Source organism: Pseudonocardia nigra, assembly GCF_019396355.1.
In the GTDB taxonomy this organism is placed as follows: Bacteria; Actinomycetota; Actinomycetes; order Mycobacteriales; family Pseudonocardiaceae; genus Pseudonocardia; species Pseudonocardia nigra.
In genome coordinates this window covers 1-942 of sequence record NZ_JAHKRK010000517.1, presented here as the reverse complement: position 1 = coordinate 942, position 942 = coordinate 1, and the positions used below count along the sequence as shown (strand labels likewise).

The window sequence follows — 942 nt, the reverse complement described above, 5'->3', positions numbered from 1 at the left end:
CGACGGTCCGTTCACGTGGGCTTGTGTTGGCAAACCCATTCTCGCGTGAATCGGACCGTCACTCGCTTGTCGACACGCGCAAGTTGATCTCAGAACCGTAACGAAACGCTTCGCTGAATAACCCTCCATGGCGGTCTGCTACTGGCACAAGGTCAGCAAGGCGGAATGAGTTGGCCCGGATGCTCGGGCCAACTATCCACTTTCCCGGGTTCGAGGCCATAAGCTTTGCCTTGGAACTGTCCAACCATGGGCGATATGCGAATGGCACCGCTACGCGCGCCGATGGCTCAGTGGTAGTGAGATGCCCTATCTATCTCGCCGTACGCGTCTTCATTGAGGCATTCGAGCCTGTCACTCTGCCACTGTACAAGCAATCGGTGAAGGCTCGGTTCGACGGTCAGTCGGAGTGGACCGATCTCAAGATTGACTGGTCTGCGCCTCCCGATGCCGCTTCCTCAATACGGGTGGCGGCAGGTGCTGTCCAGCTCATAGAGCCCTGCGAAACGACCCTCAAGGCGTCCGCACAGACACTGCTTTCGGAGCAGGAGTGGCAACAGGTCGGCAGCATACCGCTGGCGTTTGGACTAGTTGACTTCTCGATAGCAGGGTCGCAGAAGCGAACGGAACTCCAGCGGGTGATGCGTCGCTCCGAACGGGACCTGCCCACCGCTGCGCCGACGTACAGATGGTCATGGTCAATCGATGACGAGATGTCGTGAACGCGTTGCCGGGACGAGTACCCGAACGTCCGGGGTCGAGTGAACAACTGAGCCGGTATCAGCGGCGCGGCAGATCTTCTGCACGTCAAGGCCGCTCGTGGTGACGTCACGATCACGGCGTGTCGAGTCTCTCGTATGACGCAAACAGGGTTCATCTGTGCAAGTACCTTCGACCTCGTTCCGCCGAGGTGGTCGGTATCGAGTGGAAGGACGGGTAGGACGA

General features: G+C 59.1%; 1 protein-coding gene. It reads left to right on the top strand.

The window, feature by feature from the left end:
• Positions 1-170 precede the first annotated feature (170 nt).
• Positions 171-719, top strand: a complete 549-nt coding sequence (locus KME75_RS41965) for a hypothetical protein (RefSeq protein ID WP_219420614.1) — start codon at positions 171-173, stop codon at positions 717-719.
• Positions 720-942: the final 223 nt, after the last annotated feature.